Below are 26,387 nucleotides of genomic sequence, written 5' to 3' on the forward strand. Positions count from 1 at the left end.
AGTCAGTGCTTAAGTAAGCAGCTCCTCGATCCGAATCGGGAAACGACGCACTCGCACGCCGGTCGCATGCCAGACGGCATTGGCGACCGCGCCGGCGCTGCCCGTGATGCCGATCTCACCGACACCCTTGATGCCGAGCGCATTGACGTGCGGATCGTGCTCCTCGACTGTGATCACGTCGAGCGGCGGCACGTCTGCATTCACCGGGATGTGGTACTCGCCGAGATTGGCATTCATAATCCGGCCGCTGCGGCGATCGGTGATCGCCTCCTCGTGCAGGGCAAAGGACATGCCCCAGATCATGCCGCCGAACAGCTGGCTCTTCACCAGATGCGGGTTGACGATGCGTCCAGCGGCGAAGGCACCGACCATGCGGGTGACGCGGACCTGGCCGAGTTCGGGATCGACCTTCACTTCCGCGAACACCGCTCCATGCGCGTGCATCGCATACTCTTCCATCGCCGCCGGGTTCGGCGCACCGGTACCGCGGGCCTCCACCTCGGCAACACCCGCGCGCGCGAGCGTTTCGGCATAGCTCTCGCTGCGGCTCTCGTCGTCACGCCGGATCAACCTGCCATCGCGCGCGATCACACCGGCATTGCCGGCGCCGAACAGCGGCGAGCGCTCGTCGGAGGTGGCGAGATCGGCGAGCTTTGCGATCACGGCCGCGCCGGCGCTGTGGATCGCAGCACCCGCGGTTGCCGTATGAGCCGAGCCGCCGGCGATGCCGGCATCGGGCAGGTCGGACGTGCCGGCCTTGAACGAGACGCGATCGATATCGAGCCCGACGGCGTCGGCTGCGATCTGGGCCAGCGCCGTCCAGGCGCCCTGCCCCATATCATGCGCGCCGATCTCCATCGCACCGGAGCCGTCGCGGCGGAGCACAGCGCGCGCCTCCGCCTGGAACATCAGCGCGGGGAACGTCGCGGTGCCCATCCCCCAGCCGACCAGAAGTCCGGCATCATCGCGCATCTGCTTGGGCTGGAGCGAGCGCTTCGCCCAGCCGAATCGCGCCGCGCCCTGATCATAACAGGCACGCAGCGCTTTCGAGGAAAACGGCTTGCCGGTGATCGGCTCGACCTCGGCATAATTCATCAAGCGAAAGGCCAACGGATCGATGCCGCAGGCCCAGGCCATCTCGTCAATCGCGCTTTCCAGCGCAATCGATCCCGTCGCCTCTCCCGGCGCGCGCATGAACAATGGGGTGCCGGTATTGACGCGGACGGCATCGTGCGAGGTGCGGATTGCGGGCGCCGCGTAGAGTGTATGCGAGGCATCGGCGGCAGGTTCGTAGAAATCGTCGAACGTGCTCGACACGGTGCGCGCATGGTGATCAAGCGCAGTCAGGCGCCCCTCACCGTCGGCGCCGATGCGCAAACGCTGACGCGTCGGCGCGCGATGGCCGACCGGGCCATACATCTGCTCACGGCGCAACACGAGCTTGACCGGCTTGCCGACCAGTTTTGCGGCCATGATGCCGAGAACCGGGGGACCGGCCATCAGCCCCTTGGAACCGAAACCGCCGCCGAGGAACGGGCTGCGGATGTGGATCTTGTCATGCGGGATGCCGAACAATTCGGCGACGCGCGCAAGTGATAACATGAGACCCTGGGTCGGCATGTCGATCTGCACACTGTCACCATCCCAGCGAGCTACGATCGCATGCGGCTCCATCGCGTTGTGATATTGCGGTGGCGTCTCATAAATCACATCGATCTGCTTGTCGGCCGAGGCAAGGCCCGCCTCGACATCACCGCGATGATTTTCCGTGGGATTGCCGACACCGACGACCGGCGGCACATAACTTTCGCCGGCATCGAGGCCGACGAGGGCGGGCAGCGTCTCGAAGCGCGGCGCCAGCAGCACCGCGCCTTCCGTCGCCGCCTCGAGCGTCTCGGCGATCACGACGGCGATGGGCTGGTTGGCGTAGCGGACCTCGTTGCTCTGCAACACCTCCATCCGGAACACGAACGGGTTGGTCTTGATTTCAGGATCGATCGCGAGCTGCGGCTTGTGGTCCGGCGTCATGACCTCGACAACGCCGGGATGACGCTTGGCAGCCGCGACATCGAGCGAGGTCACGCGGCCGTGCGAGATGCTGGACACGGCCATCACCGCGAACAGCATGCCGGGCGGATGATTGTCAGCGGCATAGGTCGCCTGTCCCTTGACCTTGAGCACGCCGTCGCGGCGGGTCAGCGGCTGGCCGATACTGGAGCCGTGGCGGAGATGGGCGGGAGCGCTGGTAAGATTGAGCTCAGGCATGAATGGCTCCAGACGTCGAAGCAAAGGGGGAAGCCGGCAGTGCCGGCAGGCGCGCCGGGGTTCCGGCTGCAGCTAATGACAGCGCACGCACGACGATGCGGCGCGCGAGTTCGATCTTGTAGGCGTTGTCGCCGGACGGCTTTGCATCGGTGAGCGCGCGCCAGGCAGCTTCCTGGAAGGCATCTGCCGTTGGTGCGACGCCTCTCAGGACGTCTTCCGCGGCGCGGGCGCGCCAGGGTTTTGCGGCGACGCCGCCAAGCGAAAGCCGGGCCTCCGCGACCTTGCCGCTCTCGATCCGCAGTGCGGCCGCGGCCGAGACGACGGCGAATGCGTAGGACGTGCGCTCGCGGAGCTTGAGATAGCGCGCATGCGCGGCAAAACCACGCGCCGCGGGCGGCAGGCGAACTGCGACGATGAGGTCGCCGGGCTCAAGTGCAGACTCGCGCTCGGGCGTCTTGCCGGGCAGGCGATGCAGTTCGTCGAGCGCGATCTCGCGACGGCCGTTCCTGCCTTCGATCTCGACGATGGCGTCGAGCGCCACCAGCGGCACGCAGAAGTCGGACGGATTCGTGGCGATGCAGCTCTCGCTCCAGCCGAGCACGGCGTGCGTCCGGTTCTCGCCATCGCGGGCATCGCAGCCGCTGCCAGGCTCACGCCTGTTGCAGCGGCTGGCGGTGTCGTAGAAATAAGCGCAACGGGTCCGCTGCAGCAGATTGCCGCCCACGGTGGCGGCATTACGCAATTGCGCCGACGCGCCGGAGAGGAGCGCTTCTGCCACGGCCGGATAGGATTTTGCAAACTCTGCATCATGCGCGAGATCGGCATTGCTCACCAACGCCCCGATACGCACGCCTCCATCCGCGAGATGCTCGATCTGATCGAGACCATCGAGATGCGTGACGTCGACCAATCGATCCGGACGGCTGACGCCGCCCTTCATCAGGTCAAGCAGATTGGTGCCGGCGGCAAGATACGCAGCACCCGGCTGCGCGGCGGCGGCGACGGCCTCAGTGACCGTGGCGGGCCTGACATAATCGAACTGTTTCATGCGGACCGCCTCTGGCTGGTTTCGTCGGCACCGGCCTGAGCCTCGAGCACGGCATCGACGATGCCGGCATAGGCGCCGCAGCGGCAGAGATTGCCGCTCATGCATTCGCGGATGCGCTCGGGATCGTTGCCGGCCTGAGCTTCCTGCATCATGCCGATGGCGCTCATGATCTGGCCGGGCGTGCAGAAGCCGCACTGAAATCCGTCATGGGCGATGAAGGCCGCCTGTACTGGATGAAGCTGATCGCCGCGCGCAACACCTTCGATAGTGAGGATGTCGGCGCCGTCATGGCTGATGGCGAGCGCGAGGCAGGAATTGATGCGCTTGCCGTCGACGAGAATGGTGCAGGCGCCGCACTGGCCGCGGTCGCATCCCTTCTTGGTTCCGGTGAGATGGAGGCGCTCACGCAGGAGATCGAGCAGCGTGACGCGTGGATCGTCGAGGACGACATCGCGCCGTGCACCGTTCACGGTGAGGCTGATGGAGTGGTTCATACAAGGCTCCGATCAGAGATGGACATGGCTCATCGCCCGGCGCGCCACCGCCGTGGCCGCCGTCGATATCGCGCTGCCCGGACGGAGGCCCGGACCAGCACCCAGCGAAGATACGGAGGCACCCTCCACTTAACAAGGGCTGCCGGAAAATATTTGGAATTCGTCAAAAGCCCGTGCACAGACAACGCGATGCAGCCCTGCATGGGTTCATTGCAAGGGTTCAATCTAACCAATTCGTGATCTACATTGCCGGCATGGACGACCACACCGACCAGACCCGAAAACCCCGCGCCGATGCCGTGCGCAATCGCGAGCGCGTGCTCGAAGCGGCCAAAATCGTGTTCAACGCGGGCGGCCCGGAGGCAAGCCTGGAGGCTGTGGCCAAACGTGCCGGGGTGGGTATCGGCACGCTTTACCGGCATTTTCCAACGCGCGAGGATCTGTTCGAGGCGGTGTACCGGCGCGAGGTCGAGCAGCTCAGCGAGCTTGCCGAGCAGTTGAAGAATGCCAAGGATCCGGTCGATGCGCTCAGGCGCTGGCTCGGCTCCACCGTCGAATTCGTCGCCACGAAAAAAGGCATGTCGGCTGCGCTGGCACTGACGTTCCAGAGCTCGTCGGACCTGGCTGCGTTCTCGATGGACCGGCTGACCAAGGCGATCGGCTCGCTGCTCGATCGCGCCGTCGCGACCGGCCAGATGCGCCCCGATATCAGCCCGGAAGACCTATTCAGGGCCCTGATCGGCATGTGCTACATGCACGACCAGCCCGGCTGGCAATCCTCTGTACTACGAATGCTCGACGTATTTGTCGACGGTCTGCGCGTACAGCCGATCGCAAAAGCCAAGGCGCGCGCCGCCAAGCGCGCGAAGCCGGCGCTGAAACCCAAGCGATAGCGCGTCCGTATTTGCCAGGGTCGTGCTAGGATCAGCATCGCCGGGATTTCAACGCGGAGCCTGCCATGCGCATTGCCGCCGTGCTCGTCGTTCTCAGTATTGCTTGCAGTCCCATCTCCGCGCGCGCCGACGATGTCGCGACAGCGCAAGGCGTGATCCGGGCTCAGGAACAAGCTTTTGCGCACGACGATGCGACTGCGGCCTATTCCCAGGCCGCGCCGGCGATCAAGGAAATTTTCCCTGCGCCCGACATCTTCATGTCCATGGTGCAGAAGGGTTACGCACCGGTCTATCGTCACAAGAGTTTTGAGTTCGGCGACAGCAAGACCGAAGGCAGCTCGATCGCTCAGCGCGTTCACATCATCGATGCCGATGGCGAAGCCTGGGAAGCGCTCTACACGCTCGAGCAGCAGGCGGACGGAAGCTACAAGATCACCGGCTGCTCGCTGCTGAAGGCAGGACAGGCGGTTTAGGTCGCCTCAAGGCATAACGACACCAGGGTCGCGATGGCGCCCAAGGTGATCGCGGTGTCGGCGATGTTGAAAATGGCGAACGACCAGGCCTGATAGGATAGGTGGACGAAGTCGATCACCGAGCCGGTCCGGGCGCGGTCCAGCATGTTGCCAAGTGCGCCGCCGATGATCAGGGCAAGTCCGGTTGCCATGATCGGTTGGCCAGGCGGCACGCGACGAAGCCACCAGGCCAACAAGCCGCAGGCGAGAAGCGACAGACCAACCAGCGGCCAACGCTGGGCATCGTCCGCGAACCGCAGGAAGCTGAACGAAACGCCCTTGTTGTAGGACAGCACGAAGTCGATGGATGGCAATACCGTGGACGATAAGATGATCGTCGGACGATCGGGCTCGAGCCAGCCAACGACAAGCTGCTTCGTACCCAGATCCAGCAGCACGACAGCGAGGATCAGCCAGATCCAGCGGAAGCTGACACGTGACGGCGTCCTAGGTCGCAAAACCCGGTCCTGTCTTGACCGAATTCATGCGCGAGCGGATCAGCAGCGTCAATACGATGCCGATATTGAGGGCATTCCACGCCACGCCATTGGCGAACGCAGCCGCGTAGGAGCCGGTGGCATCGAAGATGACGCCGGACACCCAGCCACCGAAGGACATGCCGAATACGGAGGCGAAGATCACGATGCCGACGCGTGTCGCCGCTTCGCTCGCCGGCATCGCCTCGCGCACAATGATGGCGTAGCTCGGCACGATGCCGCCCTGGAACAGGCCGAACATCGCGGAGATCAGGTAGAGCGAGGTGAGGCTGTCGAAAAACAGGTAAAATACCAGCGCGAAGCCCTGCGCCAATGCCCCGATCAGCAGCGTCGGAATGCCGCCGATCTTGTCCGCAAGATAGCCCGAGCCGATGCGGCTGACGATGCCGCAGGCCATCATCAGCGACAGCATCTCGGCGCCGCGCGCCACGCCGTAACCGAGATCGCCGCAATAGGCGACGATATGCACCTGCGGCATCGCCATGGCGACGCAGCAGGAAATACTGGCGATCGAGAGCAGCACCGTCAGCGTGTTGGTCGAGAGCCTGAGATCAACGCGCGGCGGCGCTGCATTGGCGTGATTGCGGACCTTGTCGTCGCCCATCTGCCCACGCAGGATCAGCACCAGGATCGTCATCAGGCTCACGCAGACGAGGGCGATGCCGATATGGGTGGTGCGCCAGCCGATCCTCTCGATGCCCGCATTGATGAGTGGCGGCCATATCGTGCCGGCGACGTAATTGCCGCTCGCAACGATGGTCACGGCCAGGCCGCGATAGCGCTCGAACCAGTGTGACGCCTCCGCCATCAACGGCGCGAAAGTCGCTGATGTGCCGAGCCCGATCAGGAAATAGGCGGCGACGAACTGCCAGAGCTGGGTCGAGAGCCCCGCCAGCGTGTTGGCGACGCCGAGAAAGGCGATGCTGATCGCCATGGCCGGCACGATGCCGAACTTGTCGGTAATCTTGCCGGCGATCACGCCGCCGAGCCCGAAGCCGAACATCATCAGTGTGAAGGCCAGCGACACCTCGCCGCGCGTGGCGGCGAATTCAGTCTGCACGACGGGTATCACCACGACGACCGCCCACATGCCGACGCCGCCGATCGAGCCGATCAGCAGTGCGAGCAAAAGCCGCACCCAGGCCTGACGGGAATCAGGGGTGAATGAGGCCGGCTTCTGCCCTGGGTGATTTGGTGCGTGCACGGCGCGGACCATGTTCGCTGATCGCCTTGTGGTCAAGCATTGTGCCGCGATATTGGGCATGCGCGGTGCACTGCGGTAAGAAGAGCTTGGCGAAATCGCGCTTTGCCATTAGTTTGCAATCTGCGTGTGCAAGGATGCTGCGCGAAGAGCATGTCGGCGGGAATGGTGTTGCAATTGACGCGATCGATGCGGATCAGGGTGGGGCGCCTCATTGCGCTGGCCTATCTGTTCTGCGTGCTCGCGCCGGCGGCAAGCCTCGCCTGGGGTAACAGCTCCGCGCCGTGCCTTGGCGACGATCTCGTGCTCACCGACCTCGTGCCGGCGCACCATCAGATGTCGTCTGGTCACATGCATGGCGACGAGATGCATGACCACGTGGGAATGCAGGCGCACCATCAGGCGGCGATGCAAGACACGCCTATTCCGCACCATCATGACGGCAAGGGCAAGGTTGGCCCGTGCTGCGCCATGATGTGCGTCAGCGCGTTGCCGGCCGATCTGCCGAGCTTTGCGAAGCCGCTTCAGCCGGTTTCCGCCTGCTCGCCCGAGATCGTGGCCAGCCTGCACAGCGCGGCGCCGCCCCTGCTCTACCGCCCTCCCATCATCTGATCTGATTCCACGACGTCAGGCCGGGCGCGAAATCCGCGCGCGCGAACCTGTGGTCTCCAGACAGATCAGGGATAAATCATGCTTACGCTTCCCGGGGCGAAGTCCGCCGCCGCATCTGCGGTGCGTGGAGGACACTTTCGATTCAATTGGCCACTGCTGGCAGCAGCCACATTGGCGTTGTCCGGCTGCATGCCGGCCACAACGTCCGTGGCCGGCGCGGATCCAGCCGATCCCGCGGCAAAGGCAGCGCGCCTCGACTATCGCTCGACAGTCGCGCCCTACACGAGCCTGCGGCCTGCAGCGCCGGCGCCATGGCGCGAGCGCAACGACGCTGTCACTCCGCAGCCAAAGCAAGACCGGTAGGGAGCACGCCATGGCACAGTATTTTGCACGAGGCCTGCTCGTTCTCGGCGCGCTCAGCCTCTCCGGCTGCGCTGCGTTCTCACCCGATAGCGGCATGACAGCGGTCTCTGAGCTGACGAGCCAGGCTATCAAGAAGGACGTCGCCTTCGTGCGAACGGCGGAGGGAGCCGGTGCGGTCGAGGCGCGCGTACGCCGGCTGCTATCACGGACGCTGACCGCAGAGACCGCCGTGCAGGTCGCGCTGCTCAACAACAAGGGGCTGCAGGCCGCCTATAACGAGCTGGCGCTGGCAGAGACCGATCTGGTCGAGCAGAGCCTGCCGCCCAATCCGGTGTTCTCGGTCTCGCGCATTTCGGGCAATGGCGCCAGCGAGATCGAGCGCCAGATCGTCGGCGACATTCTGGCGCTGGCCACGCTGCCGTTCCGATCCGACATCGCGCGCGAGCGCTTTCGTCAGGCCCAATTGCGCGCGGCACTAGCAACACTGCGGCTCGCCGCCGATGTGCGGCGCGCTTACGTTCGCGCGGTCGCCGGAAACGAGATGGTGGTGCTGCTCACGGATGCGAAGACGACTGCGGAATCGACTGCGCGGCTCGCGCTCAAGCTCGGCGAAACCGGCTCGGTCAACAAGCTCGACCAGGCGCGCGAGCAGGTGTTTTACGCCGAGACCACAGCCGATCTCGCCACCGCACGCCAGTCGGCGACGAGCGCGCGCGAAAAGCTGGCACGGCTGATGGGGTTGTGGGACGACGGTCTCGACTTCCGTCTGCCCAACGCGTTGCCGCCGCTGCCAATTCGGCAGCTGGCACTGCCCTCAATCGAGGCCGATGCAGTCGGCCATCGCATCGACTTGCAGATCGCGCGGCTCGAGCTGACGGCGCTGGCAAAGTCGTTGAATCTCACTGAAGCAACACGCTTCGTGACGCTGCTCGATCTCGCCGGCATCTCCCGCCGGACCCAGGATCCGGAAGGCGCGCCGTTCCGCGAGCGCGGTTTTGATGTGCAGTTCCAGATCCCGATCTTCGATGGCGGCGAGGTGCGCGTGCGGCAAGCCGCAGAAACCTACAACCTCGCCTTCAACCGCCTGACCGAGCGTGCCGTGAACGTCCGCTCGGAAGCGCGCGACGCCTATCGGGTCTATCGCTCCACCTACGACATCGCGAGCCACTACCAGCGCGAGATCCTGCCGTTGCGCAAGATCATCACCGAGGAGATGCAGCTCCGCTTCTCCAGCATGCAGGTCGATATCTTCGCACTGCTGACCGAAGCACGGCAGCGCCTCGCCTCGCTGCGCGGCGCGATCGACGCCAGGCAAAATTTCTTCGTCGCCCAGTCCGAATTGAAGACTGCCGTCAATGGCGGCGGCGCGCCTGCTTCCGGCGTCGACAATCCAACCAATATCGCCGCGGCAGCGCCTGCCGACGGCGGCCACTGACATGGAGGCCAGCATGTTTTCCCGCCGAGGATTTTTGGGCACTGCCGCGCTCGCAAGCGCATCAGCCGTCAGCGGCCGCGTCCAGGCCGCATCGATTCCGGAAGCTGCCCACATGGACAAGGCCGTGATGCAGCCGCCGCTGCACCCTGTCAGCGGTCCTGACTATCGCCCCGTCGTCACGCTCAATGGCTGGACGCTGCCGTTTCGCATGAACGGCAACTGGAAGGAATTTCACCTCGTCGCCGAGCCCGTGGTGCGCGAATTCGCCGAAGGCATGAAGGTCAATCTCTGGGGCTATAACGGCCAATCGCCGGGGCCGACCATCGAGGCCGTCGAAGGCGACAAGGTCCGCATCTTCGTCACCAACCGCCTGCCCGAATACACCACCGTTCATTGGCACGGCATGATCGTTCCGAGCGGCATGGACGGCGTCGGCGGGCTGACCCAGCCGAATATCGAGCCGGGAAAGACCTTCGTCTACGAGTTCGAGATGAAGACGAGCGGGACCTTCATGTACCACCCGCATTCCGACGAGATGGTGCAGATGGCGATGGGCATGATGGGCATGGTCGTCGTGCACCCGCGCGATCCGAACTTCCGCCCCGTCGACCGCGACTTCGTCTTCGTGATGAGCACCTATCGCGTCGATCCCGGCACCTATCTGCCGCGGGTCAACGAGATGACCGATTTCAACATGTGGACCTGGAATGCGCGGGTGTTTCCAGGCATCGATCCTCTGCCCGTCCGGCTCGGCGACAAGGTGCGCGTGCGCATCGGTAATCTCAGCATGACCAACCACCCGATCCATCTGCATGGCCACAGCTTTGCCGTGACCTGCACCGACGGCGGCTGGATTCCCGAGAGCGCGCAATATCCGGAGACGACGACCGACGTGCCGGTCGGCGCGGTACGTGTGTTCGACGTCCTCGCCGACAATCCCGGCGACTGGGCGTTTCACTGCCACAAATCGCATCACACCATGAATGCGATGGGGCACGACATGCGCAACATGATCGGCGTCTCGCGCAAGGATCTCGCCGAGGCGGTCGGCAAGCTCGCGCCCGACGCCATGGTGATGGGGCAATCCGGCATGGCGATGGGCAACATGGAGATGCCGGCGCCCGACAACACGCTGCCGATGATGAGCGGCGCCGGCCAGTTCGGCCCGATCGAGATGGGCGGCATGTTCACGGTGATGAAGATCCGGGAGGACCTCGCGCGCGACGATTATCGTGATCCCGGCCCCTATCAATTCCCGCATGGCACTGTCGCCTACGAGGTCGCCCCGCCCGCGGCAGCGCCGGCGCGGCAGCCGGCCTCGTCCGCGCACAAGATGAAGATGTGAGCGTTTCGATGAACCACCAACTGGAGACTACAATGAAGAAGACGATCAAACTCGCCTCGACGCTGGTCGCGCTGTCGATCGCCCCCGCGTTCGCACACGAGGGTCACGATCATCACGGCTTCTCGGCTGGCGAACCCGGCGATCCCAACAAGCCCGCGCGCACCATCGAGATCGCGTTGAGCGAGATGGCCTATGAGCCGTCGAACATCAATGTGAAGCGCGGCGAGCAGATCCGCTTCGTGCTGCGCAACGTCGGCAAGGAGGATCACGAGTTCCTGCTCGCCACCGCCAAGGAGAACCTCGCGCATGCCAAGGTGATGAAGAAGCACCCGCATATGGAGCACGACGACCCGAACGGGGTGCGGCTGGCGCCGAACAAGACGGCCGAGATCGTCTGGAATTTCAGCAAAGCCGGCACCTTCGAATTCTCCTGCCTGATCCCCGACCATCGCGACTACGGCATGGTCGGCCACGTCACCGTGAAGTGAAGAGGAGACGACCATGAAACCGATCATCCGCCTCACCGCGGCGTTCGCGCTGACGCTGGGCCTGACCGTGAACGCGCTGGCGCAAGCCGCGTCCATCAACGGTCAAGTCAAGAAGATCGACGAAGGCGCCGGCAAGATCACGCTCAAGCACGGCCCCGCCAAAAGCCTCGGCATGGACGAGCCCATGACCATGGTCTACCGGGTCAAGGACCCCGCGATGCTCAAGCAGGTGAAGGTCGGCGACATGGTGGCCTTCGAGGCTCAGGAAGCGGCCTCGGGGTACACGGTGACGAAGATGGAGAAGGCAAAGTAGGCCCGTCGATCACGTCGTGGTGGCCGGGCTTTAAACCCGACAGCCGTGGGATAAGCCCCGGGCATGACGATTTCCTTCCTGCGCGACGCCCGAAACACCCCGGTCTGACCTCTTCCCGCACCCCTTGTTAACCGTTTGCTAACCATACACCGGGCAAAAATTGCCCAGTGGAGTCGAGTGTCGTCAGCCGGGTAGAACGGGAGTTCCCGTGGACGCCAGTGCGGTGCCTCACTTTCGGAGCGGCGGCCCATCGGCCGCCGCGCAGACGTTTGGGGCGCGCGGGCGACAGTCGCGCGGGGGAGCAGCTACCATGGTCGACGTCACCGCGGGACAGGGCGTAGGCAGCGCGAAGCCGGGCCTCCCCTCCCTCTCCGAGATCGTCAACATCCTCAAGCGCGGCGACATCGCGCTGGCGCTCGGCGTCCTCACCATCCTGGTGGTGCTGATCCTGCCGCTGCCGGCGGTCGTGCTGGACCTGTTTCTGGCGATCTCGATCACGCTCTCGATCCTGATCCTGATGACGTCGTTGTTCATCCAGACGCCGCTGGAATTCTCCGCCTTCCCGACCATCCTGCTGATCTCGACCATGCTGCGGCTGTCGCTCAACATGGCCTCGACCCGCTTGATCCTGTCGCACGGGCATGAGGGCACGGACGCGGCCGGTCACGTCATCGAAGCTTTCGGCAGCTTCGTAATGGGCGGCAATTTCGTCATCGGCATCATCGTCTTCGCCATTCTGATCATCGTCAATTTCGTCGTCATCACCAAGGGTTCGGGCCGTATCGCCGAAGTCGCCGCCCGTTTCCACCTCGACGCCATGCCCGGCAAGCAGATGGCGATCGACGCCGATCTCTCCGCCGGCCTGATCGACGAGAAAGTCGCCAAGCACCGGCGCAAGGAACTGGAGGACGAGAGCGGCTTCTTCGGCGCCATGGACGGTGCCTCGAAGTTCGTCCGGGGCGATGCCATCGCGGGCCTCCTGATCGTCTTCATCAACGTCGTCGGCGGCATGATCATCGGGGTGGCGCAGCAGGGCCTGTCCTTTGCCGATGCGGGCCGCAGCTACACGCTGCTGACCGTCGGTGACGGCCTCGTCACCCAGGTGCCGGCGCTGATCGTCTCGACAGCGGCGGGCCTGCTCGTCTCCAAGGCGGGCGTCTCCGGCGCCGCCGACAAGGCGCTGATGAAGCAGTTCTCCGGCTATCCCCAGGCGCTCGCAATGTCCTCGGCGGTCATGCTGGTGTTGGCGGCGCTGCCGGGCATTCCGACCATCCCCTTCCTTGCGCTCGGCGCTGGCGCCGGCGCGCTGGCCTGGCAGGCGCGTAACCACAAGCGTACCGCCATCAAGGCCGAAGAAGCGGCCAAGACCGCGCCGGCGGCCGGTACGCCGGGTGCACCGGGCGCTGCGGCGGAAGAACCGATCTCTGCGGCGCTGAAGATCGACGACCTCAAGATCGAGCTCGGCTACGCGCTGCTGCCGCTCGTCAACGGCCCCGACGGCACCGACCGCCTCACCGAGCAGATCAAGGCGCTGCGCCGCTCGCTCGCGATCGAGATGGGTTTTGTCATGCCGGCTGTGCGCATCCTCGACAACGTCCAGCTCGAAGCCAACACCTGCATCATCAAGATCAAGGAGGTCGATGCCGGCACCGGCAAGATCTGGCCGAACCAGTTCATGGTCATGGACCCCGGCGGCAGCCAGGTGCAGGTCCCCGGCATCCACACCACCGAACCGACTTTCGGCCTGCCCGCCACCTGGGTCGATGCCAGCCTCAAGGAGGAGGCTTCGCTCAAGGGCTACACCGTCGTCGACGCCGCGACCGTGCTCTCGACCCATCTCACCGAGCTGCTCAAGGCCAACATGTCGGACCTGCTCTCCTATGGCGAGGTGCAGAAGCTGCTGAAGGAGCTGCCGAAGGAGCAGGGCGAGTTGGTCAAGGACATCGTGCCCGGACAGGTCACGGTCTCCGGAATCCAGCGCGTGCTTCAGCTCCTGCTCGCCGAGCGCATCTCGATCCGCGACCTCTCGACCATCCTCGAAGGCATCGCCGATTCGCTCGCCTTCTCGCGCAATCCCGCGACCATGGTCGAGCATGTCCGCGCCCGCCTGGCGCGACAGATCTGCGCGCAGAATACGTCCTACAGCGGTTACCTGCCTCTGATCGCGCTGTCTGCACGGTGGGAGCAGGCCTTTGCCGAATCCATCGTCGGCCAGGGCGAAGAGCGCAGCCTCGCGATGCAGCCGTCGAAACTGTCGGAGTTCATGACCGGCGTGCGCGAGGCCTTCGAGCGCGCCGCCCGCGAGGGCGAGGCGCCGGTGCTGGTGACCTCTGCGGCAATTCGCCCCTTCGTCCGCTCCCTGGTCGAGCGGTTCCGGGCCCAGACGACCGTGCTGTCGCAGGCCGAAATCCACCCGCGAGCGAGGCTGAAAACGGTCGGAAGCATCTGATTTGCCTTAAGAAGCCGTGTGTTTTTCGGCCACAGGCAAATGGTTTTTGAGTTCCTGGCGCCTTGTCGACCAAATGCAGACAAGGCGTCTTACGAGCACATTACATCGTTGAAATAATTGCGAAATCGAACGATCAATATCCATTTTTGATCGCGATCTTTCACGTCCTGTCACGCTCTTGTGATGACCTCTTGGGAACGAATCCTCCCAATACTAGGTTGTTGGGCATCGGAAGCATGAACCTGCCCAATCAAGCAGGCGACTACTTCGGGTAGATGGCGGCAGGAGCCTTCCATGAACCACTCGATTTACAGCGCAGATCGCTCGACCCACCTGAAGGTGGTGGCCGTTGCGCTCGTTGCCGGCATCGCAGTCGCGGGTTTTGGCATCTCGGCGCGCTCGGGTTCGGACGAAGGCCTCACGCAGACCGCCCGCGTCATCAAGGCCGGCAAGCCGGTTGTGATCACGAGTGCGAATGCGTCCCTCGTTCGCTAAGGAGATTTGAGTTTCAGGAATTCACGCGGCTCTTTATCAGCCCCCCAAAGTCGCCACGTGGATATGTAGACGACCCCAACCCCAAGTCGACTACAGAAAGCGCCCGCCCCCCACGGGCGCTTTCTCATGTCTGGGGTAGCTCTCAATGACGGGTCGTTAGGATGGGTAGAGCGAAAGCGAAACCCATCAACGTAGCCTCCTCGCCGAAGCATGATGGGTTTCGCAAGTGCTCTACCCATCCTACAGCCTCACGGACGCACCTTCGCGCTCTCGCGGCTCATCTCGCCCGAGCTTTGCTTGTCGCTTCACCCTCAACTGAAAGAGGGCGCAGGGAAGACCGGGTGCCGGCTGGCACCCGCGGTCCACTGTGCGCGGTAACAGTCAGAAGATTTGCACAGCGGCATACAGGTGAAGCCCAACATCCGGCCTTCCCTGCGCAGTGGTTTGACGGCTTATGTCGTGATCTCCCCGGGGAGCGATGCACTATTGCCCCCGTCGCCTCGCAGATGGCTGATGTGCGCGCCCGGTTGGGCGAGACGCATCACCACGAGACTTGGCGCTCAGACCCCGGGCGCCAGGACCACACGATTTTGCCGTACGCAAATCTCACCGGTCGTGCGCGCGACGTTTTCGCTCACGGTTGCCCGCCCTGCGATACACGTTCGCGCCGATGTGACTCACGTCCACCGCAATCCGACCCGCGTTCGTGACGATCGCGATACGCCCCTCTTCCTTGGGCCGGGTTGCGCGACACATACGCCATATCCGAATTTCTGTAAATCGAAATATTTTTGACGGGGCGGATTGACCTGATATTTGGGTGTTTTGCCCGTCGGGCAACGCAAGGGCTTGGGGCACGCCGCCTCCGCATCGTCATTGCGAGCGCAGCGAAGCAATCCAGACTGTCTCCGCGGAAAGATTCTGGATTGCTTCGCTGCGCTCGCAAAGACGGAGTGAGACGCACGGCCGTCGTCTTCCAACGAGCATCAATTAGACACTATCTCGCCGCCCCATAGGTCGGCGGCGGCGCCTGCACCGTCGGCGCGGCGGCGGCGAACAAATCCTCCTTGCTGCCGGTGAGCGGAGGATAGATGCGCTTGCGGTTGATGATCTGCTTGGTCCCCTTGGCAGCATGGCCGGTCGTCCGCACGTCGCGATCCCAGCCTTCCGTGTAAAGAGCACCCCAATCGCCGAGATCGAGCACGGTCACGTACCAGTCGATCTGCAACGGCAGCATCGGCTGGCCGACAAGATCGGCCACCACATTGTGGCCGGCGAAGCGGCCCATCGGGCGGGCGAACTGGCAGGACATCACGGTCGGATGCAAGCCATCGACCACGCTGGAGGCGACGTCGCCGGCGGCGAAGACGCCAGGCAGATCAGCAACCCGCATGAAGGGATCGACCAGAAGACGCCCGAGCCGATCGCGCGCGCCCGGAAAGTTTTCGGCGAGCCGGCTGGCACGCAGCCCGGCGCACCAGATCACCGTCTGCGCCGGGATGAACTCGCCCGAGCTCAAGCGAACACCGGCGGCTTCCACCGACGCGACGCGCACACCGAGCCGCGTCTCGACGTCGAGCGACGACAGCGCCGTCTCGATGACAGGACAAGCTTGCGCGCCGATCGTGGCGCCGACCACGAGATTGGGATCGACCAGGACGATGCGGCGACTGCCGGTGATGCCGGCGCGCACCAGCCGGTCGGGCATTTCGGTGGCAACCTCGATGCCGGTGAAGCCGGCTCCGACCACCACGATTGTCGACCGCCCCGGCGACGGCGCACTGCGCCCGAGCGAGACGAGGTGATCCTCGAGCCGAAGCGCCGCAGCATAGCTATCGACGTCGAACGCATGCTTTGCGAGGCCCGGAATATTGGGACGCATCACTTCGCTGCCGAGCGCAAGCACGAGGCGATCGTAGCTCAGTTTCTCCTCGCCGCTGCTCGTGACCAGCGAGATCTGGCGCCGCGCCGGATCGACCGCCTCGACCTCGCCAATCCCGTGCGTGACGCCGATTGGATCGAGCAGTTGCGGAAGCGGCAGCGCGACCTCGCTGAGATCGGCCTCGTAATTGCGCACGCGAATGTTATGGTATGGATTGCGGTCGATGATGCGGATCTCGATGTCGCGGCCGGCGGCACCAATCTCGTCGCGCATGCGCGCGGCACCGATCGCCGCCCACAGGCCTGCAAACCGGCGCCGAGCACGACGATACGCACCATGTCCGTTGACTTCGCTGTTCGAGAAAATCCGGCGATCCCGCGCAGACAGATATAGCTCATTCATCCGAATGGACCAACTGCGGCAGCTGTGCGCCGCTGCACACAATCGGGCCTCAGGCCTCGCGCAGCGCCGACGGCGTCGCGCCAAAACGCTTGCGGAAGGCGCGGTTGAAATAGGACAGATCCGAGAAGCCCGAGGAATGCGCGATGTCGCTGATCTTGCGCGCCCGCGCACGGGGATCGCCGAGCAGCTTTCGCGCAAGCAGCAGGCGCTGATCGAGCACGAATTCCGTGAAGGTGGTGCCGGCCTGCTCGAACAGCCGCTGCGCCTGGCGCGGGCTGAGCCCTGAGCGGGTGGCGACCTCAGAGAGGCAGAGATCGTTGCGGCCGAGTGCGGCCATCACGTCGGCGCGCATGAGATCGAGACGGGCGGCCGCATGGCCGCGACCGCGCGCGAGCGCCGCGTGCTCGGCGTCGGTCCCGAGCAGCAGGCCGACGAGATCGATCATGTGCTGCGCGGTCAGGCGCTGGCCGACGGCGTCGAGATGAGGTGCGTGGTGGGCAGCGAGCGCGTGATAACGGACGATGGTCTCGGCGACCGCACCGTCCGACAGCGCCTGGGACAGCTTCTCCTCCGCCCGCGGATTGATGTCGAGCAGCGCGCGGCGCGGCATGCGGATGGTGGTGAAGCGGTTCTCGTCGGTGTGACCGACGCTGCCGGTGATGCTCATGTCGGCAAGCACCATCTGCGCCGGCGCAAGCTCGACCGTATGGCCGTTCTGTCGGACGCTGACGAGGCCGGCATGGGCTGCAATCAGCACGAGATCGTCGCTGCCATCGGCAAGGCCGCTCTGCGTGCGGGAATATTGTGCGGAGGCACCTTCTGGAAGCGCCAGCGCGATATTGTCGACCACGCTGATCTGCAGCCGGCAATCGATGCTGCCGCCATGGCTCGGCCCGATCTCGAGGCCACAGGACCCCAAGGCCCTGTCGCGCCAATGTTCGAACGCCGGGCCCTGCGGCAGGCCTGCATATTGGTGAATAAAAATGCCCGGCGGCTTGGCTGCATCCATCTGATTTCTAGCCCCTCTCCGGCACCATGATCGGCGATGCCGACTGCAAATTCCGGGCATTTGACGCCGCAGAATGGATGGAGGTTCAAATCACAGACGGATTCAGCTAGACTTGTCGGATTGCGACGACGAAATGGACCCTGGCGACAATTATGCGGCCTTGTCGCGACTACTTCCTCGCGGGCGCCTGCGGCTGGGACGGCGGCACGGTCTCGATCAGCTTGCCGGAAAACACCGGTGCCGAGGTCGGCTGGCCGTTGGGCGAGCCGCCCGATTGCTCGACGGTGACGGCATAGGTCGCGCCGTTGACGACATCGGCATCGTAGCCGGCGAGCACCGGACGTGCCGTGAAGTCGGCGCTGCCGATCACGCCCAGCGAACGCGGGCGTGGGAGCCTGTCGGAGATCAGCCAGAGCTCAAAACTCTTGCCCGGCTCCGGCGTCGCGCCGACCTTGCGTACCGTGAAATTCCTGGTCGCGCCGTCAATGGTGAGGATGAAGGCGGGACCGCCGCTCTGACCCTGCAACAGCGCGACATATTGCGCGGGCGCGGATAGCGGCACGACCGGTGTCTTGACCTCGACCGTTTGGATGCGCGCTGCGGGCCGCAAGGCGCCGGGCAGTGCATCAGGCAGCAAGATCTGAAGCGACAGCGTCACCAGCAGCGCGGCCGCGAGCGCACCCACGGCGGAGGCGATATTGCGCCAGCGCTTCACGCGGCGCTCGAGATAGATCACGTTGGTGTCGTCGACGATCGGCACCTGCGTCACGGGCGCAACGCGCGGATCTGGCGCATGGGTCTGCGGCACGAATTGCGGCGGGAAAATCGGAATGGCATCCGAGCCGGATTCGGGCGGCCCCGGCGGCTGCACGTCCCGCGATGGCGCCTCCGACGGTCGAGGCTCCGGCGAAGAAGGCTCCGGTGAATAGAACTCTGGCAGTGGTGGGGGCGGCGCTTCCGACAGCACCGGCGGTGCCTCCGGCAAATCGTGGGACGACACCATCCCCGCGATCTCGCGCCTGATGTTTTCCCACACGATCGGCCGCGGCTCGATCGTGCCGACCATCTGATTGAGGACGCCGAGCCGGAATTCCCAGGCCTGCACGATTGCGGCGAACTCCTGGTCCACCGCCATCATGGTCGCAACTTGCGCGCGCTCGTCGGCATCGAGTGTGCCGAGCGCAAATTCCGCGGCAAGCGCGATATGGTCCTCACTGTAGGCCATCAATTGCAGTCCAAAACCATCCTCATCATCATCATCGAAGCCCTCATAGTCCGAGGCATTCCCGGATATCCAGCATGCTGCGCCGGAGCCATGTCTTCACCGTGTTGACGGGCGCGGCAAATATCTCCGCCAATTGCTCGCGGCTCCAGCCGTTGTAATACGCGAGAAGCACGAGCCTCTGACGGTCCGGCTCGAGCCGGCCAACACATTCCAGCAGCCGCTTCAACTCCTCGGACATCTCCCGGCGCGCCAGGGGATCGGGACTGTCGGCGGCGACTTCCATCGCCTGCGGCTCCTCCTCGATGGAGGCCTCCGTCTTCTTGCGTACGATATCGATGGCGCGGTTGCGCGCGATCGATGCCATCCACGTGATCGGCGATGACAGCGTCGGATTGAACTGGCCGGCACTGTTCCAGATCTTGACGTAGGTCTCCTGAATGACCTCCTCTGCGAGATCCTGTCGGCGCAAGATACGGAGGACGACACCAAAGAGTTTCGCCCGCGTGGCGACGTAGAGGCGCTCAAACGCGGCCTGATCGCGCTTCGCCACCGCCTCAATCAGCCCGACCAGCTCTGCTGGCGTCAGCATTCAGCCCCCCAACGCACGGGCCCCGTCGCATCCGCGCGGACCCCGGCACTTCCACTACCATAGCGCGCGGCCAAGCCCCTCACCAAGGGGCGGCGCGCCACGCTGTGGACAGCACACGCAAAAACCCGGACCTTGCGGGTCCGGGCTCGCCAATTCTCAGGCGGTTCTGACCGCCGGTTGTCGTTTAGGCGACGGCGCCGATGCGGGAGCGCATCAGGCCGATGCTATCGAGATCGGCCTGCTCGCGGGCGTTTTCCTCGGCGCGCTCGCGGGCCTGATCGCGCTCGTCCAGGAGTTCGACCTTCTTCAGTTCCTCGAAGGCCTCCCCGAGCGCGGCCTTGGCCTCCTCGAGCTGGCCCTTCAGCTCGTCGGCCGAGCGGGTCAGGTTCTCGCGGCGCTGGATGGCGGCCTTGGCATAGGTCGGATAGGCGAAATGCGCGGGATCGTTGATCCCGGCGCGGTCCTGCTCGGTCGTGATCTCGCGATCAAGATCGGTCGACATCCGCTGGAAGTCGGCGATCATGGACTCGATCTGGGCGACCCGGCGGCGCTTCTCGTCGACCTGAAACTTCTTCAGGCGGATGAGGGTATCACGTGACTTCATCGACTCGTACTCCCCAGAAGTCCCTTAGCTGCACGTGGGACGACACCGGCCTCCCCACAGGCCCAATTGGGCCAAGACCGGCTCTGCTACTCTGTGGGATCGGATGATGACGGGACAAAGTTAGCGTTCCGTTTCCAAATTACCGAGGATTTGCGCCAACTGGAGGTAGCCGTCCGCAAGTGATGCATTTTCGTCCTTGCGCTGGCGCAGGAAGGCCTCCAGCGGCTCGTGCAGACGGATCGCCTCGTCGACCTCGGGGCTGGAGCCGGCCCGGTAGGCGCCCAGCCGGATCAGTTCCTCCATGTCGGCATAGGTCGCCATCACCGCCCGCGCCTTCTGGATGGTCGGCCAGAACTGCGGATCCGCCGATTTCGGCATGGTGCGGGAGACCGATTTGAGGATGTTGATGGCGGGGTAGCGGCCGCGCTCGGCGATCGAGCGCTGCATCACGATGTGGCCGTCGAGGATGCCGCGGACGGCGTCGGCGATCGGCTCGTTATGGTCGTCGCCGTCGACCAGCACCGTGAAGATCGCCGTGATGGCGCCCTCCCCGAGGCCCGGACCGGCGCGCTCCAGAAGTTTCGGCAACTCGGTGAAGACGGTTGGCGTATAGCCCTTGGCGGTCGGCGGCTCGCCGGCTGACAAGCCGATCTCGCGCTGGGCCATGGCAAACCGGGTCACCGAGTCCATCAGGCAGAGAACGTCCTGGCCTTCGTCGCGAAAATATTCGGCGACCGCGAGCGTCAGATACGCCGCCTGCCGCCGCATCAGGGCCGGCTCGTCGGAGGTCGCGACCACCACGACGGAGCGCGCCAGCCCCTCCTCGCCGAGGTCGTCCTGCAGGAACTCCTGGACCTCGCGGCCGCGTTCGCCGATCAGCCCGATCACGCTGACGGCCGCATCGACGTTGCGCGCGAGCATGGAGAGCAGCACGGATTTGCCGACGCCGGAGCCTGCGAAGATGCCCATGCGCTGGCCGCGGCAGCAGGTGAGGAAGGTGTTCATTGCGCGCACGCCGAGATCGAGCGGCGCGCCGACGCGCTTGCGCGAATGCGCCGGCGGCGGCGAATTGCGATACGGCATCGGCGAGGCGCCTTGCGGCAATGGCCCCTTGCCATCGATCGGTTCGCCCAGCGCATTGACGACGCGGCCGAGCCAGGCCGATGACGGACGAACCTGATTGGCGGCATTGGCGATGACGGCCTTGCAGCCGCGACGCACGCCATCGAGGCCCGCGAACGGCATCACGACAGCGTTGTTGCCGGAGAAGCCGATCACCTCGCAGGGGATGGAACGGTTGCCGCCGGTCTCGATCACGAGCCGCGCGCCGACCGACATCGCGTGGATCGGCCCGGCCACTTCGACCATCAGGCCGCGAACGCCGACCACACGGCCATAGATGTTGACGCCGTCGATATCGCCGATCTGTTCGGCAAGAGCTTTCATGGACCTGCCTTTATCGAGCAGCCTTCATAAGAGGGCCTTCATAGGGACGCGCCTTCATGATTGGTGCCTTCGTGGCGAAATCCTTAAGTTTCGCCATATTTCTGAACGGCGCTTAACTCCGTGTTTACCCGCATCGTTAATCATTGCGTCACTGTCTTTGTGACTGAGCGTGGCTCCCCTTCAGAAGAAGGCTGAGTCGCGGGAGTCGGTTAGGCCCGTCTCTTAAAGTGGAACTTGAACGCAACCGGGTAACGAAAGCTGCTTCACACACAAGACCTTAGGGCGATTCGATGAAAATTGCATCCATAGGGCTTGCGTTCCAGAATCAGAATTTGTTAACCATCTGTTGTCAGGATCCGAATCAGTTGTTCAAAGGCGTTTTGTTGTGTGCCGCGAATGCGGCCGACCTGACGCCCAGGAGCGGCGACTATGGGGAACTGGCATGCGCGTTTTGCTGATTGAAGATGACAGCGCCGTCGCGCAGTCGATCGAGCTGATGCTGAAGTCTGAAAGCTTCAACGTCTACACGACCGATTTGGGGGAAGAAGGCGTCGATCTCGGTAAATTATACGATTACGACATTATCCTTCTCGACCTCAACCTGCCCGACATGTCCGGCTACGACGTGCTCAAGCAGCTTCGGGTCTCCAAGATCAAGACACCGATCCTGATCCTCTCCGGCCTCGCCGGCATCGAGGACAAGGTCAAGGGTCTCGGCGTCGGCGCCGACGACTACATGACCAAACCCTTCCATAAAGACGAGCTGGTTGCCCGCATCCACGCGATCGTGCGCCGCTCCAAGGGCCATGCCCAGTCGGTCATCCAGACCGGCGACCTCGTCGTCAACCTCGACACCAAGACAGTCGAAGTCGGTGGCCAGCGCGTGCATCTGACCGGCAAGGAATATCAGATGCTGGAGCTGCTCTCGCTCCGCAAGGGCACGACCCTCACCAAGGAAATGTTCCTCAACCACCTCTACGGCGGCATGGACGAGCCCGAGCTGAAGATCATCGACGTCTTCATCTGCAAGCTCCGCAAGAAGCTCGCGAATGCCTCTGAAGGCCGCAACTTCATCGAGACCGTGTGGGGCCGCGGCTACGTGCTGCGCGAGCCGCACGAGGTCGAAGAGCGTATCCCCGCCTGATCCGTTTACGTCGCGAGCCCCTGTCGGGCTCGCTCCTCCCAGCCTGGACCCCGCCGCAAATGGCGGGGTTTTTGTTTTTTGGGGGTTTCGTCAGGCGCCTGCAAACGCAGGGCTTGCGAGAACGGGGCTCCTGACCGGGACGCGCGCGGCTGCCTCGCGCAGCCAGGCGATCAACGCGTAGCCGATGATGAATCCGAACGCGAAGGTCGGGAGCACGAAGGACCAGAAGAACATCCAGCCGGAGACGCCGTCGACGACCTCCAATACCGGCATCGGGCTGACCTGGTGGATGACCAGCAGCACCCACAGCAGCGCCGTCATGCCACCACCGAAGACGAGGCCATCGCGCATCCGCCGTGTCTTGCGCGACCGCCTGCCCCACGTCGAATCCTGCACCAGCAGGGCCGCCATCGCCGCGATCCCCCAAGGGAAGATCAAAAGCGGCAGTTCGTGAAGGACCACGTCGGGATAAGGCCTTTGCGGAAACTGGTAGAAGTCGAACGCGGCCTGAATCGGGAAAAGGATCAGGGCACTCCAGAGACCGATCGTGAGAATGAATCCGATCGGCAGCCGGCCGAAGATGGTCTCGTTCGCGAACGCGTATTGCCGCTTGAAATAGTAGACCAGCCAGAAGTTCACGATCAGGTACAGCGGCGTCATCAGCAGCGTCCGCACCATGCCGACATATTGGTCTCCAGGCGTGTGGACGACCCTGCCCGAGCCGAGCAGCCACACCAGGCACCAGACGAAAGCGAAGCCCGCCACGACCGCCACGAACTTCACGATGCCGGGCGGGGACGGCTCGAGCGTGAAGCCGATCGCCCCTAACCTTTTTCTGCTGCGGGCAAACGTCCATTCGCGGGCGAGCGCAGCGCGCGCTGCGAACAGCAGGAGGTTGTTGAGCAGGGAATCCATGTCCTTGCGCAAATCCTCCAGCATGCATCCCGCTGCGGTCTGTGCGGCCAGCTGAAGCTGGCTGACCACGCTGTGGCGCGTAGAGAGCTGGTCGAGTGCCTGCCAGTCGTCCGGCTCGACCTGGCTATCCTCCATGATCGCACCGTAGACCTCGGCACTGCTCTTGAGCACGCGAACGGTGCGGAAGCAGAGAGAGTCGTAGACCGCGAGCAGCTCCGCATAGAGATCGGAATTGCGCTCCATGAAAGCCTGATGTTCGGCGGCCCAACCCTCGAGATGAAGCATGAGCGCCGATATCTTGAGGAAGCGCGACTGGATCGCGGTCGATTGCGTGGCGCGGAAATCCTCGACCTGATAGCCGACCCTGGACAGCTTGCGCTGAAGGCTCGGCATGTCGTCCGGGCCGACCTGGAACGGTGCGGCGGCCAGCGCGTCGCGAAGCGCGAGCGCGCTGACGGGAATGCCGGCCAGCTCCTGACAGAATTTCCGCCATGCCTTCGGCGCGACCGGAATGAGCCAGGCGAACATCAGGAGCCAGACCGCGGCGAGCGGCGACAGCTTGTCGGGAAGAACGGCATAGACCACCAGAAACGGCGTGATGAAGACGGCGAGGCCGAACAAAAACAGCGGCCGCGTCGTGAACGAGCGGGTCCCCTTCAGCGTGTGAAACCTGAACCAGTAGAACAGCACGACCAGAAGCGGTCCACCGAAGGACTCGAAGATCGAATTCAGGGAGTTTACAACATCAGCAAGCGGCACGATGAACTCCTATCGCTAGGGTTCGCTGTTGAAGGGCGCGCCGGACGACGCGGCATCCGGCGGTCGCGTGAGAGTCACGCGGCCTGGGCGATCATCTTGGCCTTCTGGACCAGGAAATCGATATTGTCCGGAGCCAGCGCAATCGCGCTGTCCATATCGTTCTGGGCCTTGGCTGCGTCCTTGATCTGGGCATAGGCATTGGCCCGGGACACCAGATATTTCGGCTCGTTCTCGTTGGTCGCAATCGCCGTGCCGAAGGCCTTGATCGCCTCCTCGACATAGCCGCGCTTGTCGTCTGTGCCGGCGGCCGTCATGCTGACGATCCCCCTGATCCAGTAGAACTCCGCGTTCTTCGGCTTGAGCTTGATCGCTTCGGTGATGTCACCGAGCGCATTCTCGTAGAGACCGACCGTCACGTTGAAATTGGCGCGGCGCACGAAATATTCGGGCTTCGCCGGATCGAGCTTCAGCATGTAGGCGAAACTCGCGGCGGCCTTCGGGATCTGCTTCTGCTTGTGCTGAAGGGTGCCAAGATCGAAATAGACTTTCGCGAGCCGGACCGAGAGTTCGGCGTCGTCGGCCAAGAGGCCATGCAGCTCCTGCCCGCGCCGTGTCAGATCCTCCAGCGCCTCGACCGTCGTCGGGGCAACAAGCAGCGCCTCCATGAATTCGTCGCGCCGCTGCCGTAGCATCTCCTTCGAAGGGCGCGCCGCCTCGGGTGGCGGCCCCGGCGGCTGCTGCGCTTCAACGTCGAAAATCCGGCCGTCGGGCGAGCGCATGTAGAGAACTGGAATTCCCCACTCGACGCGGGACTTCTCCTGGATGAATTTGCGCGCGAGCGTCACCGCATCGTCGATCGGACGGTTGCCGGCGAGTGCTGCGTAAAATCCTTCCGACATCGAGATCGCGGCGTTGTCGGTGATCGGAAACTGCATCGCCACCACGGCGGGCAGCCATCCCGTCTTCATCAGCCCGATCGCCGGATTGCCGAAGCGATCGCCGACATTGATCCTGGCACTCTCGCAGCAATTGAGCACGATCAGGCGCATGCTGCGCCGTGCCCCCGTCAGCATCATCGCAAGGTCGGAGGCGAACTTCTTCACGGGCTTGCCGTCCTCGTCGACCATGACGACGAACCCGGAAGCGCCGGCGCCGGGCAAGGCTTCCTCGACGCCGCCATGCCCGATGAAGTGGAAGATGTGCCAGTCGCCTTCCAACAGCTTCTTCATCAGGTCTTTGCCGGTCCCGCCGGGGACCCACTGGAAATCGACCTTGCCTTCGTGCTGGAGCGCATCGATGCCCTTGTTGATGCGGTCGCGCTCCTTGACGACGTTGAGCTTCGGCCATTCGCTGGTCGAGGGATCGGCGATCATCCCGAGGATGCGCAGCGGTCCCCTGACGCCCATCCGGCTGACGCCGCCCGCCGTCTCCAAATAACGCACGATGGGGCGCGTGAGGCTGACGAAGCCGGGCATGTCGTCTTCGTCGTAGAGATATTCCCAGGGCAGTCCGGCAAGGTCGGCCGCCTCGATGCGCAGCTTGATCCTCAGATCCTGCGCCGCGCCCTTGCTGCGCTCATAGATCCGCTGGATCGACGGCACGTCGGTGAAGACGCTGCGAAACACCCCGCGGCCGAAATCCCGCAGCACCTGCTCGCCGCGCGTGGTCGGTCCCTGGCGGTTTTTCTCGTCGATCTCGAGGACGGCGTTTTCCAGCTCGCCACGCAGCTTGGCCAGTTCACCGGGCGCGGAGAACCAGAACTTCACCTGGCTCTTCGGTGCCTCGCCCGCCGGCGACCTGATGACGCGACCGTAATATTGCTGAGGGCCGCCACCGACGGGCAGATCGGAGCCGATCTCGAGCTCGAAATCTTCGTATTCGGCAACAGGCATTTGGAGCCTCACTCATCAAGATTTTGATCGAACGAAGAAGCCCTCGAATGTGCGTGGCCGATCGCAACCAGGGCGACCGTAAGAACAATGCGCCAGACTATCACACACAA

23 protein-coding genes and 1 pseudogene are annotated in these 26,387 nt (G+C 64.0%); 11 read left to right on the top strand and 13 right to left on the bottom strand.

The features are described from left to right. Positions 1-9: 9 nt before the first annotated feature. The 3 genes from ABIA96_RS27765 to ABIA96_RS27775 are packed head-to-tail and all read right to left on the bottom strand — an operon-like array spanning position 10 to position 3,807. The gene (locus ABIA96_RS27765) at positions 10-2,265 is read right to left on the bottom strand and encodes a xanthine dehydrogenase family protein molybdopterin-binding subunit (RefSeq protein ID WP_354140220.1); all 2,256 of its coding nucleotides are present in this window, start codon (positions 2,263-2,265) and stop codon (positions 10-12) included. Next, positions 2,258-3,313 carry an FAD binding domain-containing protein gene (locus tag ABIA96_RS27770; RefSeq protein WP_354140221.1) on the bottom strand — a complete coding sequence of 352 codons (1,056 nt, stop codon included), beginning with the start codon at positions 3,311-3,313 and terminating at the stop codon, positions 2,258-2,260. The genes ABIA96_RS27765 and ABIA96_RS27770 overlap by 8 nt, the downstream gene beginning before the upstream one ends. Beyond that, the gene (locus tag ABIA96_RS27775) at positions 3,310-3,807 is read right to left on the bottom strand and encodes a (2Fe-2S)-binding protein (protein WP_354140222.1); all 498 of its coding nucleotides are present in this window, start codon (positions 3,805-3,807) and stop codon (positions 3,310-3,312) included. The genes ABIA96_RS27770 and ABIA96_RS27775 overlap by 4 nt, the downstream gene beginning before the upstream one ends. A gap of 254 nt (positions 3,808-4,061) precedes the next feature. Between ABIA96_RS27775 and ABIA96_RS27780 the strand changes: the two genes are divergently transcribed. Both ABIA96_RS27780 and ABIA96_RS27785 read left to right on the top strand, forming a co-directional pair. Then, the gene (locus tag ABIA96_RS27780; RefSeq protein ID WP_354140254.1) at positions 4,062-4,700 is read left to right on the top strand and encodes a TetR/AcrR family transcriptional regulator; all 639 of its coding nucleotides are present in this window, start codon (positions 4,062-4,064) and stop codon (positions 4,698-4,700) included. A 65-nt stretch (positions 4,701-4,765) separates the two neighbouring features. Continuing rightward, positions 4,766-5,173, top strand: coding sequence for a DUF4864 domain-containing protein (locus tag ABIA96_RS27785; RefSeq protein ID WP_354140223.1), 408 nt, complete (start codon positions 4,766-4,768; stop codon positions 5,171-5,173). On the opposite strand, the gene lspA is transcribed toward ABIA96_RS27785, so the two are convergent. Beyond that, positions 5,170-5,670: a signal peptidase II gene (gene lspA, locus ABIA96_RS27790; protein WP_354140224.1), complete on the bottom strand. Its 501-nt coding sequence runs from the start codon at positions 5,668-5,670 to the stop codon at positions 5,170-5,172. The genes ABIA96_RS27785 and lspA overlap by 4 nt on opposite strands. After that, the gene (locus tag ABIA96_RS27795) at positions 5,660-6,925 is read right to left on the bottom strand and encodes an MFS transporter (RefSeq protein WP_354140225.1); all 1,266 of its coding nucleotides are present in this window, start codon (positions 6,923-6,925) and stop codon (positions 5,660-5,662) included. The genes lspA and ABIA96_RS27795 overlap by 11 nt, the downstream gene beginning before the upstream one ends. Before the next feature lie 174 nt (positions 6,926-7,099). On the opposite strand from ABIA96_RS27795, the gene ABIA96_RS27800 reads away from it, so the two are divergent. The 8 genes from ABIA96_RS27800 to ABIA96_RS27835 all read left to right on the top strand — a co-directional run bounded on the left by ABIA96_RS27800 (position 7,100) and on the right by ABIA96_RS27835 (position 14,410). Then, complete coding sequence (locus ABIA96_RS27800) at positions 7,100-7,522, top strand: hypothetical protein (protein WP_354140226.1); 423 nt, start codon at positions 7,100-7,102, stop codon at positions 7,520-7,522. 78 nt (positions 7,523-7,600) lie between these two features. Further along, positions 7,601-7,885, top strand: a complete 285-nt coding sequence (locus tag ABIA96_RS27805) for a hypothetical protein (protein WP_354140227.1) — start codon at positions 7,601-7,603, stop codon at positions 7,883-7,885. A 10-nt stretch (positions 7,886-7,895) separates the two neighbouring features. Next, entirely contained in the window at positions 7,896-9,320 is a 1,425-nt protein-coding gene (locus ABIA96_RS27810; RefSeq protein WP_354140228.1) for a TolC family protein, read from the top strand. Positions 9,321-9,333: 13 nt separating this feature from the next. Then, positions 9,334-10,665 carry a copper oxidase gene (locus tag ABIA96_RS27815; RefSeq protein ID WP_354140229.1) on the top strand — a complete coding sequence of 444 codons (1,332 nt, stop codon included), beginning with the start codon at positions 9,334-9,336 and terminating at the stop codon, positions 10,663-10,665. Positions 10,666-10,697: 32 nt separating this feature from the next. Next, a complete protein-coding gene (locus ABIA96_RS27820; RefSeq protein WP_354140230.1) occupies positions 10,698-11,153 on the top strand; it encodes a cupredoxin domain-containing protein in 456 nt (151 codons plus the stop codon). 13 nt (positions 11,154-11,166) lie between these two features. Next, on the top strand, positions 11,167-11,466 hold the full coding sequence (locus tag ABIA96_RS27825) for a copper-binding protein (RefSeq protein ID WP_354140231.1): 300 nt from the start codon (positions 11,167-11,169) through the stop codon (positions 11,464-11,466). Between the two features lie 310 nt (positions 11,467-11,776). Next, positions 11,777-13,915, top strand: a complete 2,139-nt coding sequence (gene flhA / locus ABIA96_RS27830; protein WP_354140232.1) for a flagellar biosynthesis protein FlhA — start codon at positions 11,777-11,779, stop codon at positions 13,913-13,915. A 294-nt stretch (positions 13,916-14,209) separates the two neighbouring features. Further along, on the top strand, positions 14,210-14,410 hold the full coding sequence (locus ABIA96_RS27835) for a hypothetical protein (protein WP_354140233.1): 201 nt from the start codon (positions 14,210-14,212) through the stop codon (positions 14,408-14,410). Between the two features lie 997 nt (positions 14,411-15,407). Here ABIA96_RS27835 and ABIA96_RS27840 read toward each other — a convergent pair. The 6 genes and pseudogenes from ABIA96_RS27840 to fliI all read right to left on the bottom strand — a co-directional run bounded on the left by ABIA96_RS27840 (position 15,408) and on the right by fliI (position 21,567). After that, positions 15,408-16,630: pseudogene (locus tag ABIA96_RS27840) on the bottom strand (NAD(P)/FAD-dependent oxidoreductase). A gap of 113 nt (positions 16,631-16,743) precedes the next feature. Further along, positions 16,744-17,703 (bottom strand): helix-turn-helix transcriptional regulator, encoded by a 960-nt coding sequence (locus tag ABIA96_RS27845; RefSeq protein WP_354140234.1) that lies wholly within the window; start codon positions 17,701-17,703, stop codon positions 16,744-16,746. A gap of 169 nt (positions 17,704-17,872) precedes the next feature. Further along, entirely contained in the window at positions 17,873-18,928 is a 1,056-nt protein-coding gene (locus ABIA96_RS27850; RefSeq protein ID WP_354140235.1) for an anti-sigma factor, read from the bottom strand. Between the two features lie 43 nt (positions 18,929-18,971). Next, positions 18,972-19,517, bottom strand: coding sequence for a sigma-70 family RNA polymerase sigma factor (locus ABIA96_RS27855; RefSeq protein WP_354140236.1), 546 nt, complete (start codon positions 19,515-19,517; stop codon positions 18,972-18,974). A 184-nt stretch (positions 19,518-19,701) separates the two neighbouring features. Next, on the bottom strand, positions 19,702-20,121 hold the full coding sequence (gene fliJ / locus ABIA96_RS27860; protein ID WP_354140237.1) for a flagellar export protein FliJ: 420 nt from the start codon (positions 20,119-20,121) through the stop codon (positions 19,702-19,704). A gap of 120 nt (positions 20,122-20,241) precedes the next feature. Further along, complete coding sequence (gene fliI, locus ABIA96_RS27865) at positions 20,242-21,567, bottom strand: flagellar protein export ATPase FliI (protein WP_354140238.1); 1,326 nt, start codon at positions 21,565-21,567, stop codon at positions 20,242-20,244. 442 nt (positions 21,568-22,009) lie between these two features. Between fliI and ctrA the strand changes: the two genes are divergently transcribed. Beyond that, on the top strand, positions 22,010-22,711 hold the full coding sequence (gene ctrA, locus ABIA96_RS27870) for a response regulator transcription factor CtrA (RefSeq protein WP_007600544.1): 702 nt from the start codon (positions 22,010-22,012) through the stop codon (positions 22,709-22,711). Positions 22,712-22,801: 90 nt separating this feature from the next. On the opposite strand, the gene ABIA96_RS27875 is transcribed toward ctrA, so the two are convergent. Continuing rightward, positions 22,802-24,385, bottom strand: a complete 1,584-nt coding sequence (locus ABIA96_RS27875) for a hypothetical protein (protein ID WP_354140239.1) — start codon at positions 24,383-24,385, stop codon at positions 22,802-22,804. Between the two features lie 74 nt (positions 24,386-24,459). Beyond that, a complete protein-coding gene (locus ABIA96_RS27880; protein ID WP_354140240.1) occupies positions 24,460-26,277 on the bottom strand; it encodes a CHAT domain-containing tetratricopeptide repeat protein in 1,818 nt (605 codons plus the stop codon). Between the last annotated feature and the right edge of the window lie 110 nt (positions 26,278-26,387).

The organism is Bradyrhizobium sp. LB11.1, from assembly GCF_040549385.1.
Lineage (GTDB): Bacteria > Pseudomonadota > Alphaproteobacteria > Rhizobiales > Xanthobacteraceae > Bradyrhizobium.